Raw genomic sequence first — 11,185 nt, 5'->3', positions numbered from 1 at the left:
GATCAGGTCTCCCGGCTTTCGAAATCGATGCGGGGATCGACCAGCACATACATCAGGTCCGACAGGATGCCGATCACCAGCCCCATCAGCCCGAAGATGTAGAGCGTGCCGAACAGCACCGGGTAATCGCGTGCCAGCGCGGCCTCGAACCCCAGCCGGCCCAGCCCGTCCAGCGAGAAGATCGTCTCGATCAGCAACGAGGATGAAAAGAGGATGCCGATGAACATGGCCGGAAAGCCCGCGATCACGATCAGCATCGCGTTGCGGAAGACATGGCCGTAAAGCACCTTGCGCTCGCTCAGGCCCTTGGCCTTGGCGGTGACGACGTATTGCTTCTTGATCTCGTCCAGAAACGAGTTCTTGGTCAGCAGCGTCAGCGTGGCGAACCCCGAGATCGAGGTCGCCAGCACCGGCAGCGCGATGTGCCAGAAATAGTCGGCGATCTGGCCCAGCAGGCTCAGCTCTTCCCAATTGTCCGAGACGAGGCCCCTTAGCGGGAAGATCTTCCAGTAGGAGCCGCCGGCGAACAGCACCAGCAGCATGATAGCGAAAAGAAACGCGGGGATCGCATAGGCCACGATGATCAGCCCCGAGGTCCAGCTGTCGAATTTCGACCCGTCGCGGACCGCCTTGCGCACCCCCAGCGGGATCGAGACCACATAGGCGATCAGCGTCGACCAGAGCCCCAGCGTGATCGAGACCGGCATCTTTTCCAGCACCAGATCGATGACGCTGATCGAGCGGAAGTAGCTTTCGCCGAAATCGAAGCGCAGGTAGTTCCACATCATCTCGAAGAAGCGTTGCAGCGGCGGCTTGTCGAAGCCGAACTGCTTTTCCAGATCGGCGATGAACTCGGGCGGCAGGCCGCGTGCGCCCTGATAGCGGTCGTCGCCGCCGATGGCGTTGGCGCCACCGCCCGCATCGCCGCCCCCGGCAAAGCCCTGAAAGACGTTCCCCTCGCCCTCCATCTGGGCAAGGATCTGCTCGATCGGGCCGCCGGGCACGAACTGGGTCAGTGTGAAGTTGACGATCATGATCCCGATCAACGTCGGGATGACGAGGGCCAGTCGCCGGAGGATATAGGCACCCATTCAGATCTTCCCGTTTCCCGCCTGCCTCAGAACGCGCCTGCGGCTTTCAGCTCTTGTGCGCGTTCCTTGTCGTACCACCAGAAGCTCAGCTCGCCCAGCGCATAGGGCGGCAGAGCTTCGGGATGACGGTACATGTCGTAATAGGCAACCGTGAACGCGCCCTTGTACCACTGCGGGATCGAGAATTTCTCGGCCCGCAGCACCCGGTCCAGCGCCTTGATGCGGGCGCGCATCTCATCCTCGGTCTCGGCGGCGATGAGCAGGTCGATCAGCTTGTCGACCGCCTCGGACTTCAGCCCCGCCTTGTTGAAGACCGAGCTGTCGGCGGTCTCGGACCCGTAATACTGGCGCAGCTCGGTGCCCGGAATGTACGAGGTCTGGAGGAAGTCTGTGATGATGTCGAAATCATAGTTGGGCGGCCGGGTGCGGCTTTCCATCTGGGCGTTGTCGATCCGGTTGTGCACCGCATCCACGCCCAGCCGGCGCAGGTTCTCGACATAGGGGTTCAGCACCCGGTCGAATGTCTGGCTGTCGTTCAGGAATTCGACCTTCAGGGTGTCGCCCTTGGCGTTGCGGCGCATGCCGTCGTCGCCCACGATCCAGCCGGCCTCTTCCAGAAGCTGGCCGGCGCGGCGCAGCATCTTGCGATCCACCTGCCGGTCGCTGCCGTTGGGATAGGAGAAGGGTTCGTCATCCATCGCGCCTTCGGGCAGGATGTCGGCCAGGGGTTCCAGCAGGTTGCGCTCACGCTCGCTCATGGGGGCCTCGGCCGCCAGGTCGGAGTTCGCCCAGAAGCTGCTCGACCGCTCGTAGATGCCGTAGAACAGCGTCTCGTTCGACCATTGGAAGTTGAACATCAACCCGATCGCCTCGCGCACGCGGGGATCCTGGAACTTCTCGCGGCGCAGGTTGAAGACGAAGGACTGGCCCGGGGCCTTGATGCCATGGGGGATCTCGGCCTTGACGACCCAGCCCTTTTCCAGCGCCGGAAAGTCGTAGGAAGTCGCCCAGATCTTCGACGAGGCTTCGTCGCGGAAGGTGTAGGCACCGGCCTTGAACCCCTCGAAAGCGGTGTTGTAGTCGCCGAAGTAGAGGATCTTGATCCGGTCGAAATTGTTCTGTCCGATATTGATCGGCAGATCGGCGCCCCAGTAATCGGGGTTACGCTCGTAGACGATGGATTTGCCCCGGTCCACATCGCCCAGCACGTAGGGGCCCGATCCCAGCAGCGGCTCGAAACTGTCTTCCTCGAAATCGCGGTCGTTCTCCTCGTAGAACTTGCGCGAGAAGACCGGTAGCGAGCCCACGTCCATCGGCAGGTCGCGAGTAGGGATGTCGGTCTTGAACACGTAGCGGATGCGCTGCGGGCCAAGGACCTCGACCGTCTCGACCTTCTTGGACAGTTGCGCGCGGAAGCTGGGCAGCCCCTTGTCACGCAGGATCTCGAACGAGAAGAGGACATCGTCGGCCGTCACCGGCGTGCCGTCCGAGAACTGGGCCTCGGGGCGCAGGTTGAAGATCACCTCGCTGCGGTCCTCGGGGAATTCCAGGCTTTCGGCCAGCAGGCCGTAGTAGCTGCCGATCTCGTCGGCGGTGCCGGTCAGCAGGCTTTCGAAGAAGATCGACGACAGCCGCCCGGCCCGGCCCTTCAGCGTGTAGGGATGCATCGAGTCGAACTCGCCAAACGCCCATTGCGAGATCTCGCCGCCCTTCGGGGCCTCGGGGTTCACGTAGTCGAGATGCTTGAAGTCCGCAGGATATTTCAGCTCCCCGTAGGTCGAGATGCCGTGCGCCACCTTCATGTGGCTTTCCGCCCGTGCCAGCCCCGTGCCCAGCGCCAGCACCAGCAACATCACGAAGAGCGTGCCGATCAATGCCCCGATCCGGGCCATGTGGGCACCGGCGCCCCCGTCCCGGGTCGCCGTCAGGACGGCGGCGTCCGCACGCCGCGTGGTCTGCATGTGGTCGGGCTGTCGCATCCGCTCCTCCTCTGTGGATCCGGGGGCCGCGCCGGGGCGGCATCAGGACAAGAGTAAGGTAAACTTCGGGAAAGCAAATCAACAATTGCGTTTTTGCCGGCGGGCGGCGGAATTTCGGGAACGCGGCTGCGGACACGAAAAAGGCCGCCCCGGGGGCGGCCTTTGGAAACTGTCGTGGCAGGCCTTCCGGCCCCGCGCCAGAGTGAGCGGCGCGTCAGCCGCCGATGGTGCCGAGGTAGGCGATCAGGTTGGCGCGATCCTCGACATCCTTGAGGCCCGAAAAGCCCATCTTGGTGCCGGGGGCATAGCCCTTGGGGTTCTTGAGGAAACCGTCCAGATGCTCGGGCGACCAGACATCGGCCACCGCCTTCAGCGCGCCCGAGTAGGAGAAGCCGGGAACCGAGCCGACTTCGCGGTCGACGACGCCGTAAAGATGCGGACCGGTGCCGTTCGCGCCGTCCTCAAGCTTGTGGCAGGCCTTGCACTTGGAGAAGACCCGCTCGCCCTTGCCGGGATCGGCTGCTGCCAGGACCGCGGCAAAGTCGACTTCCTCGGCTGCTTCGCCACCGCCTTCACCGCCGGCGTCGGCAACTTCGATCACGTAGGAAGCGTTTTCGCCCTCATGCCCGCCCGCAGGCTCGTAAATCAGTTCCGCTGCCCAGTTCCCCAGAAGAAAAACAAGCAGCGCGCCGCAGCCCGCCCCGATGATCTTGGTCAGCGTCATAGTGTCAAACATGAGAGATCCCGCTTCAGAAAGCCAATTTGCGTGGCTATCTACCGCCTTCCCCTCGGGCATCGCAAGGTGTAGTTAGCGCGATCAAACCTGTTTGCGCGGAATGTTCTTGAAATATGACTGACAGAATTGCCTTCCAGGGCGAGCTTGGGGCCTATTCCCACCAGGCTTGCCGCGATGCCCGGCCCGGTCACGAGGTGCTTCCCTGCCGCACGTTCGAGGACGTGATCGACGCCGTGCGCCAGGGGGAGGCGGATCTGGCGATGCTGCCGGTCGAAAACTCGACATACGGCCGGGTGGCCGATATCCACCACCTGCTGCCCGAATCCGGCCTGCACATCGTCGACGAGGCATTCGTTCGCGTGCACATCAACCTGCTTGCAGTTCCCGGCACCCCGCTGTCCGGCGTGCGCCGCGCCATGAGCCACCCGGTCCTGCTGGGCCAGTGCCGGGATTTCCTGGCGCAACACGGCATCGAACGGGTGACCGGCGCCGACACGGCGGGCTCGGCCCAGGCCGTGGCCCGCGACGGGCGCCCCGAGGTCGCGGCGCTGGCCTCGGAGCTGGCGGGCGAGATCTACGGGCTGGAGGTCCTGGCCCGCCACATTGAGGATCACGACAAGAACACCACCCGCTTCCTCATCATGGCGCGCGAGGCCGACACCACCCGGCGCGGCGACGGGCCGATGATGACCTCGTTCGTGTTCAAGGTGCGCAACATCCCGGCCGCGCTTTACAAGGCGATGGGCGGCTTTGCCACCAATGGCGTCAACATGACCAAGCTCGAAAGCTACATGGTGGGCGGCTCGTTCTCGGCGACCCAGTTCTACGCCGATATCGAGGGCCACCCCGAGGATGCCAACGTCAAGCTGGCGCTGGACGAGCTGGCCTATTTCTGCTCCGAGCAGACGATCCTGGGCGTCTACCCCTCGGATCCCAACCGCCGCTGATCGCCTAGGCGGTCGGTCGGCCGTAGCGCCCGTTCAGGTCGGTGGCAAAGGCGCGGATGCGCTCCTTGTAACGCTTGGTCAGCGTGTGCTTGGCCAGGCGCGCGGACTGCATCACCAGGCGGGCCGACAGAATCCGGGGCTTCAGCTCGATCGCGATCCGCATACGGGTGCGGTTGGGCGACAGCGCCACCAGTTCGGCCACCACCGAAAAGTCGAACCCGTCCGACTGTCCGCTAAGCTGCAACTCGGTCGGGGCCTCGCATTTCACCAGCTCTGCCTCGAACTTGCGCTCCTTGCCCCGGAAATCGGCCCGGCCCCGCCATTTCGTGCCCACCTGGGGCCGGCCATCGCCGGTGATCCGCTGGACATCGGCGCCCCGGCGAAGCGCGGCACGCTCGAACCCGTCGAAATCGCTGAGTTGCGCGAAGACGTATTCGATCGGGGCGTCGACATCTTCTTTGGTGGAGAATTGCATTCAAGAGGGCCTTGTCAGTTGGGGTCCGCCAGCTTCGGCGGGGTCAGGAACGGGCGCAGTCTTCCGTCAATCCAGCCGATCCGCAAGCCAGTTCCACAGTAGGAACCGTGCGATCGACCCGTGACGGGCGGGGGCGATGTCCCGGCGCCGCCCGGCGAAAACGTCCATCACCTCCTCGCGCGAGAGCCAGAGCGCGTCATCAATCTCGACCGGGTCGATGCGCAGATCGCGGCTTTCGGCGCGGCCGTGACAGCCGATCATCAGCGAAGAAGGGTAAGGCCAGGGCTGGCTGGCAAGGTAGCCGACTTCGCCAACCTTGACGCCGGTCTCCTCGGCGACCTCGCGGCGCACGGCGGCCTCGATCGTCTCGCCCGGCTCCACGAAGCCGGCCAGAAGCGAATACATCCCCTCGGGCCAATGGTGGGAACGGCCGAGCAGCACGTCGTTGCCATGGCGCACCAGCATGATGACGACCGGGTCGCAGCGCGGGAAGTGATGCCGCCCGCAGGCGTCGCAATCGCGCTGCCAGCCGCCCGAGGTGGCGCGGCTCTGGGCGCCGCAGGTCGAACAGAAGCGGTGGCTGTTGTGCCAGTCCAGAACCGACTTGCCCGTCGCGACCATCTCGGCCTCGGCGGCCGAAAGGCCGGCCATCACGCCCCGCAACTCGACGAAGCGGTGATCCCCGGGCTGTCCCGGGGCGGGCTGTTCGCTGGCGTCGAAGAAGGCTGCGCCCTCCGGCTTGTCGGCCTCGGCGGGGGTCCAGGCCGAGACGTCGGCGGCAAAGCGGGCCGTCCCGCCAGCGTGGCACAGGAAGACGACCGGCGCCCCCTCCAGCAGCGGATCGCCCCCCTCCAGCCAGATCAGCCGGTCCCGGCGCTGCGCATCGATCAGCGGCTTGCCCCGCCACAGGGCCAGAAAGCGGGTGGAGGGGTCGCGCTGCAGGGCGGCCACCCCCTCGGGGTCGCGCCGTGCCATGCCGGACCGGTCCAGCCCCGCCCCTCCGAAGGTGACGCTTTCGGCGATCTTCATGTCCCTGCCTCCGTCGACGCCCGGTAATCCATGGCGGTCATTGGCGATGGGCCCGCTGCACAAAGACAGTTGACCTAACGCATCGGTTGTTTCACACATGTAAAAACAACCATAACGTGTATACACATTTCAGCTCATCTTCTAGCGGCCAAAAGGCCCTCTGCCAATTCGGGACCTGTCGATGAAGTCCGAGCATGATTTCCAGTCTTTCGCCAATTCCCCTTTTCACGTGCACCTACGGATCATGGCGACGGCCGATCTGCACATGCATATCCTGCCCTATGACTATACCGCTGACCGTCCCAACCACCGGGTCGGCTTCGCGCGGACGGCCTCGCTGATCCGGGCACGGCGCAGCACGGCGGCCAACCATCTGCTTTTCGACGTAGGCGACCTGTTGCAGGGAACTGTGATGGGCGATCTGGATGCCACCGCCCGGCGGCAAGGCCTGGGCCCCGCGATCCATCCGATGATCAAGGCCCTGAACGAGATGGGGTATGACGCGGCCACCATCGGCAACCATGACTTCAGCTACGGGCTGAGGCATCTTCAGCAGGTGCTGCGCGGGGCGCGTCACCCCGTCGCCGTCAGCAACCTCGAACATCGGCACGCCCCCGACGGCGCGTCCGCCATGGCGCCCCCCCTTCCGGGCGACGTGCCCGCACAGTTCGCCCCCTACCTGCTTCTGCCCCGGCAGGTGCAGGACACCGAGGGTCGAACCCGGCAGCTTACCTTCGGCGTGCTTGGCTTCCTGCCGCCGCAGACCGCCGTGTGGGAGTCCCACCTGGGCGACAGCATAATCGTGCAGGACATCGTCGCATCCGCCCGCAAATGGCTGCCCGAGCTGCGCGCGGCGGGCGCAGACATAGTGATTGCTCTCTGCCATTCGGGCCTGGGCGAGGCCTGCCCAGACCGGGGCGCCGAGAACGCGGCGGCTGCACTGGCCGCGCTGGACGGGATCGACGTGGTGCTGGCCGGCCATTCCCACCAGCTTTTCCCGCCCCACGCGGTCAACGAGGATGCGACCGCCGGGGACGGGCAAGGAGAGAGGGTCCTGGGTCTGCACGCGCTTGCCGGAGTAGCGGGGGCCGGGCCCGTCGAGGCGCGCGGCTACCGCGCCGAGGCCCCGGACGACGCGCCCGTCCGCTCTGCCATCGACCCCGTCAACGGCACCCTTTTCGGCAAGCCCGCGGTGCAACCCGGCTCGAACGGGTCGCACCTGGGGATCATCGATCTGACGCTGGCACGCACCGAGAGGGGCTGGCACGTCGCCGATCACCGGTCCGAGGTGGCGGCGATCTTCTCGGTCGGCCCGACGGGCGAAGTCTCTCCCACCGTGGAAAGCTGCGAACGGGTGTTGGCCAAGGTCGAACCCGACCACCGCAGCGTCATCAAGCACATCCGCCGCAAGGTCGGATACAGCCACCGCCGGCTTCACAGCTTCTTCGCGCGGCTGATGCCTGATCCGGTGTCCTGCCTGGTGGCCCGGGCCCAGCAGGCATTCGTCGAGGAGCATTTGCGCGGCGGCCCCGACGAAGGGGCGATCGTGCTCGCGGCGGCCGCCCCCTTCCGCACCGGCGGGCTGGCCGGGCCCGACAATTACACCGACATCGCCCCGGGCGAACTTACCTTGCGCAACATCGCCGACATCTACCCCTTTCCTAATCGCCTGAGCGCGGTGAGCCTGACGGGCCGGCAAGTGCTGGAATGGCTGGAATGCGCGGTCAGTGCCTACAACCAGGTGCCCCACGGCGCCCGCGACCATCCCCTCCTGCGCGAGAGGTTTCCTGGTTACAATTTCGAGATGGTCTGGCCGCTGGAGTTCCGCGTGGACCTTGCGCGCCCGGCCCGCTACGACGCCGCCTTCCAGTTTGCGGACCCGTTGAGCCACCGCATCCGGGGCCTCCGGCTGGCAGGCCAACCGGTCGAGCCGGAGCAGCGTTTCATCGTCGCGGCCAGCGACTATCGCATCAACCGTTTGCAGGCGGCGCGGCGTCTGGCGGGCGGCAAGCCCGTGCCCCGGATCGACCTGCGCGCCCCGGATGAGCTGTCGGATCCGGCGATGCGCGACGTGCTTGTCGCCCACTTGGCCCGCGAACCCTCAAGCCCGCCGCCCCAGCCCCGGCGCTGGGGCTTCTGCCCGATGCCGGGGACCAGCGTCAGCTTCGCGACCGCGCCCCGGGCGCGCGAATGCACGGACATGCTGGAAGTGCTGGGGGTCGAGGATCTGGGCGACCGGCCTGACGGTTTTGCCCTGCTGCGCGTGAACCTCTAGGCCTGCCCGGATTGGCACCCGCGGGGCTGCTGGCGTCTTGCGCCCCGCCCGCTCAGCGCATATATGCCGGGGTGAGAGGTTGGCGCGGGCGGGCGCCTTGCCAACCCGGTCAGGTCCGGAAGGAAGCAGCCGCAACAAGTTTTGCTCGGGTCGTGTCCAGCCTCTCACCTTTCCCACACATCGCGTCGTGAAGCCGGTCCCACCTGCCGCCCCGCCCCTCGGGCCTTGGCACCGCGCCCCTCTGCCCTACAACCATGGCATGGACGATGCCCGGACCCAGACCGATGCGCCCGACGATCGCCGCGTGCAAGAGCCGCCCGTTGACGAGGCCGAGCGCGGCCCAAGCCTGGCCGAGAAGCGCACGTTCTGGGCCGAGGACCGCACCCTGCTGGCCAATGAACGCACCTTCGCGGGCTGGCTGCGCACGGGCATGGCATCCCTTGCGGTGGCCATCGGCCTGCGGGCCGTCTTCGGCGCCTTCGATCCCACATGGGTCGCCAAGCTGGTGGCGACGATCTTCATTGCGCTCGCGATCGTGGTCTTCTGGGTCGCCCGGCGCGAGGCCTGCCGCACCCTCGGCCGGATGGAACGTCATACTGCCCGACCCCTCGACAGCAGCCGCATCACCTTTCTTGCCAACGGCCTGTCCGTGGGCGCGGTCGCGGTGGGCGTCGTGCTGTGGCTGCTCTGATCCGACACCCCGCACGCGCCCCCATGTCATGCACCCCGCGCACAGACTAGCGGTGGACCTTGCCCCCTGCTGGCCTTAGGTTTGTGCGGACCGACATGCACCGAGGTTTCATGAGCGACTCTCCCGACACCGGCTACCAGGTTCTGGCCCGCAAATACCGGCCCGCCACATTCGCTGACCTGATCGGACAGGACGCGATGGTGCGCACCCTGCGCAACGCCTTTGCCGCCGACCGCATCGCCCAGGCCTTCATCCTGACCGGCATCCGGGGCACCGGCAAAACGACGACGGCGCGGATCATCGCCAAGGGCATGAACTGTGTCGGCACCGATGGCGAGGGCGGCCCCACGACCGATCCCTGCGGCACCTGCGAGCATTGCGTCGCCATCGCCGAGGGGCGCCACGTCGACGTGATGGAGATGGACGCCGCCAGCCGCACCGGCGTCGGCGACATCCGCGAGATCATCGACAGCGTGCATTACCGGGCCGCCAGCGCCCGCTACAAGATCTACATCATCGACGAGGTTCACATGCTGTCCAACAGCGCGTTCAACGCGCTGCTGAAGACGCTGGAAGAACCCCCCGCCCACGTGAAGTTCATCTTCGCCACCACCGAGATCCGCAAGGTGCCCGTCACCGTGCTGTCGCGCTGTCAGCGCTTCGACCTGCGCCGGATCGAGCCCGAGGTGATGATCGCCCATCTACAATCCATCGCCGGCAAGGAAAGCGCCCAGATCAACGACGACGCGCTGGCGCTGATCACCCGCGCCGCCGAGGGATCGGTGCGCGACGCCATGAGCCTTCTGGATCAGGCCATCAGCCACGGCGCGGGCGAGACCACCGCCGATCAGGTGCGCGCCATGCTGGGTCTGGCTGACCGGGGCCGGGTGCTGGACCTTTACGAGCTGGTGATGGCCGGCGACGCGGCGGGTGCGCTGAACGAGCTGTCGGCACAGTATTCCGACGGGGCCGACCCGCTGGCGGTGCTGCGCGATCTGGCCGAGATCACCCATTGGATCTCGGTCATCAAGATCACCCCCGAGGCGGCGGAGGATCCCACCGTCGGCCCCGACGAGCGCGCGCGCGGCCAAGGCCTGGCCCAGCGTCTGCCGATGCGGGCGATGACGCGCATGTGGCAGATGCTGCTGAAGGCGCTCGAGGAGGTCTCGGCCGCACCCAACGCCATGATGGCCGCCGAGATGGCGGTGATCCGGCTGACCCATGTCTCGACCCTGCCTTCGCCCGAGGAATTGATCCGCAGGCTTCAGGACACGCCCGCCGCGCCGCCCGCCGGTGCGTTTTCGGCCCCTGGCGGTGGCGCCGGTGCGCCCGGCCCCTCGGCCGGCGGCCAAAGTGGGCATCAGGGCGGGTCGCAGCAGGGCTCGGGGCACGTGCCCACCCACACCCCGCCCCCCGGCACGCCACAGGCCAGCGGCTCGGCCCCCGTTACGGCTGGCGGTGGATCCGGCAGCGCCATCCCCGCAACCGCCGCCGCCCCCTCTCAGCAAACAGCCCTTGCCCGCTTTGCCACCTTCCAGTCAGTGGTCGAACTGATCCGTCAGAACCGGGACGTGAAACTTCTGGTCGAGGTCGAGACCACGCTGCGGCTGGTGTCCTACCAGCCCGGCCGCATCGAGTTTCAGCCCGATGACCGCGCCCCTCGCGATCTGGCCCAACGCCTTGGCCAGCGGCTTCAGGGCTGGACGGGCGCCCGCTGGGCCGTCAGCGTCACCGCCGAGGGCGGAGGCGAGACCATCGCCGAGGGCCGCGACGCCGAGCGCCTGGCGATGGAGCGAGAGGCCGCCAAGCACCCGCTGGTGCAGGCCGTGATGGACGCCTTTCCCGGGGCGAAGATTTCCAACGTAATCCCCTTCGAGACCATCCAGGCCGAGGCCGCGATCCAGGCCCTGCCCGAGGTGGACGACGAATGGGACCCCTTCGAAGAAACATAGGAGTAGCATG

General features: G+C 66.5%; 9 protein-coding genes and 1 other RNA gene. 5 read left to right on the top strand and 5 right to left on the bottom strand.

All coding sequences use genetic code 11. The features are described from left to right. Positions 1–2: 2 nt before the first annotated feature. The 3 genes from CLV77_RS01735 to CLV77_RS01725 all read right to left on the bottom strand — a co-directional run bounded on the left by CLV77_RS01735 (position 3) and on the right by CLV77_RS01725 (position 3,806). The gene (locus CLV77_RS01735) at positions 3–1,091 is read right to left on the bottom strand and encodes a microcin C ABC transporter permease YejB (RefSeq protein ID WP_076979535.1); all 1,089 of its coding nucleotides are present in this window, start codon (positions 1,089–1,091) and stop codon (positions 3–5) included. A gap of 26 nt (positions 1,092–1,117) precedes the next feature. Further along, on the bottom strand, positions 1,118–2,983 hold the full coding sequence (locus tag CLV77_RS01730) for an extracellular solute-binding protein (RefSeq protein ID WP_100053109.1): 1,866 nt from the start codon (positions 2,981–2,983) through the stop codon (positions 1,118–1,120). A 301-nt stretch (positions 2,984–3,284) separates the two neighbouring features. Beyond that, the gene (locus CLV77_RS01725) at positions 3,285–3,806 is read right to left on the bottom strand and encodes a c-type cytochrome (protein WP_076979536.1); all 522 of its coding nucleotides are present in this window, start codon (positions 3,804–3,806) and stop codon (positions 3,285–3,287) included. Between the two features lie 113 nt (positions 3,807–3,919). Here CLV77_RS01725 and CLV77_RS01720 point away from each other — a divergent pair, with 113 nt between their 5' ends. Further along, on the top strand, positions 3,920–4,753 hold the full coding sequence (locus CLV77_RS01720) for a prephenate dehydratase (protein WP_076979537.1): 834 nt from the start codon (positions 3,920–3,922) through the stop codon (positions 4,751–4,753). Positions 4,754–4,757: 4 nt separating this feature from the next. Here the strand turns inward: CLV77_RS01720 and CLV77_RS01715 are convergent, their stop codons facing one another. Both CLV77_RS01715 and nudC read right to left on the bottom strand, forming a co-directional pair. Then, positions 4,758–5,228 (bottom strand): SRPBCC family protein, encoded by a 471-nt coding sequence (locus tag CLV77_RS01715; RefSeq protein WP_076979538.1) that lies wholly within the window; start codon positions 5,226–5,228, stop codon positions 4,758–4,760. A 66-nt stretch (positions 5,229–5,294) separates the two neighbouring features. Continuing rightward, complete coding sequence (nudC, locus tag CLV77_RS01710) at positions 5,295–6,257, bottom strand: NAD(+) diphosphatase (RefSeq protein WP_076979539.1); 963 nt, start codon at positions 6,255–6,257, stop codon at positions 5,295–5,297. Positions 6,258–6,438: 181 nt separating this feature from the next. Here nudC and CLV77_RS01705 point away from each other — a divergent pair, with 181 nt between their 5' ends. From CLV77_RS01705 to CLV77_RS01690, 4 genes are all read left to right on the top strand, one after another. After that, complete coding sequence (locus CLV77_RS01705) at positions 6,439–8,532, top strand: 5'-nucleotidase C-terminal domain-containing protein (RefSeq protein WP_076979540.1); 2,094 nt, start codon at positions 6,439–6,441, stop codon at positions 8,530–8,532. Positions 8,533–8,604: 72 nt separating this feature from the next. Next, positions 8,605–8,702: signal recognition particle sRNA small type (gene ffs, locus CLV77_RS01700), an RNA gene on the top strand. 89 nt (positions 8,703–8,791) lie between these two features. After that, positions 8,792–9,223, top strand: coding sequence for a YidH family protein (locus tag CLV77_RS01695; RefSeq protein WP_083707741.1), 432 nt, complete (start codon positions 8,792–8,794; stop codon positions 9,221–9,223). Between the two features lie 110 nt (positions 9,224–9,333). Further along, positions 9,334–11,175: a DNA polymerase III subunit gamma/tau gene (locus tag CLV77_RS01690; RefSeq protein WP_076979541.1), complete on the top strand. Its 1,842-nt coding sequence runs from the start codon at positions 9,334–9,336 to the stop codon at positions 11,173–11,175. Positions 11,176–11,185: the final 10 nt, after the last annotated feature.

This window comes from Brevirhabdus pacifica (assembly GCF_002797755.1).
Classification (GTDB): domain Bacteria; phylum Pseudomonadota; class Alphaproteobacteria; order Rhodobacterales; family Rhodobacteraceae; genus Brevirhabdus; species Brevirhabdus pacifica.
Note: the sequence above shows the minus strand (reverse complement) of the source record. Positions and strands in the feature narration are given on the sequence as shown.

Coding starts and splice junctions, on each gene's coding strand:
- CLV77_RS01735 (WP_076979535.1), bottom strand. CDS start 1,091: ATGGGTGCCTATATCCTCCGGCGACTGGCCCTCGTCATCCCGACGTTG.
- CLV77_RS01730 (WP_100053109.1), bottom strand. CDS start 2,983: ATGGCCCGGATCGGGGCATTGATCGGCACGCTCTTCGTGATGTTGCTG.
- CLV77_RS01725 (WP_076979536.1), bottom strand. CDS start 3,806: ATGTTTGACACTATGACGCTGACCAAGATCATCGGGGCGGGCTGCGGC.
- CLV77_RS01720 (WP_076979537.1), top strand. CDS start 3,920: ATGACTGACAGAATTGCCTTCCAGGGCGAGCTTGGGGCCTATTCCCAC.
- CLV77_RS01715 (WP_076979538.1), bottom strand. CDS start 5,228: ATGCAATTCTCCACCAAAGAAGATGTCGACGCCCCGATCGAATACGTC.
- nudC (WP_076979539.1), bottom strand. CDS start 6,257: ATGAAGATCGCCGAAAGCGTCACCTTCGGAGGGGCGGGGCTGGACCGG.
- CLV77_RS01705 (WP_076979540.1), top strand. CDS start 6,439: ATGAAGTCCGAGCATGATTTCCAGTCTTTCGCCAATTCCCCTTTTCAC.
- CLV77_RS01695 (WP_083707741.1), top strand. CDS start 8,792: ATGGACGATGCCCGGACCCAGACCGATGCGCCCGACGATCGCCGCGTG.
- CLV77_RS01690 (WP_076979541.1), top strand. CDS start 9,334: ATGAGCGACTCTCCCGACACCGGCTACCAGGTTCTGGCCCGCAAATAC.